A 512-nucleotide genomic window follows, 5' to 3' on the forward strand; every position below is an offset into this window, starting at 1 on the left:
GTGACGGGTGGTCCCGCGTGGGGTTCCGGCTGCTTCGGGAGGGCTGTTCCCGCGGCCCCGTCGGGTCGTGGCGCCGGGTGCCGTGCACATACCGGAGTGGCTCCCGGTGGAGCGTCGGCGGGAGCTGGTGGCGGCGTGCCGGGAGTGGGCGCGGGGGCCGGTTCCGCTGCGGCACACGGTGTTGCCGGGCGGTGGTGTGATGTCGGTGCGGACGGTGTGCCTGGGGTGGCACTGGCAGCCGTACCGGTACACCCGTACCGCCGACGATGTGAATGGCGCCCGGGTGGCCGCGTTGCCGCCGTGGCTGGTCTCGCTGGGGCGGGCGGCGGTGGCGGAGGCGTACGAGGACGAGGGCGCGGCGGAGGCGTTCGCTCCGGACACCGCGCTGATCAACTTCTATGACGGTGCGGCGCGGATGGGGATGCACCAGGACAAGGAGGAGCGGTCGGGCGCTCCCGTGGTGTCGTTGAGCATCGGGGCGACGTGTGTGTTCCGCTTCGGGAACCCGGAGG

1 protein-coding gene is annotated in these 512 nt (G+C 73.2%); it reads left to right on the top strand.

Features of this window, described 5'->3' with window-relative positions:
• Positions 1 to 43: 43 nt before the first annotated feature.
• Positions 44 to 512, top strand: a 469-nt coding sequence (locus tag RNC47_RS36330) for an alpha-ketoglutarate-dependent dioxygenase AlkB family protein (protein WP_311605136.1), incomplete at its 3' end; no start/stop codon positions are given.

The organism is Streptomyces millisiae (assembly GCF_031845425.1).
Taxonomy (GTDB): domain Bacteria; phylum Actinomycetota; class Actinomycetes; order Streptomycetales; family Streptomycetaceae; genus Streptomyces; species Streptomyces millisiae.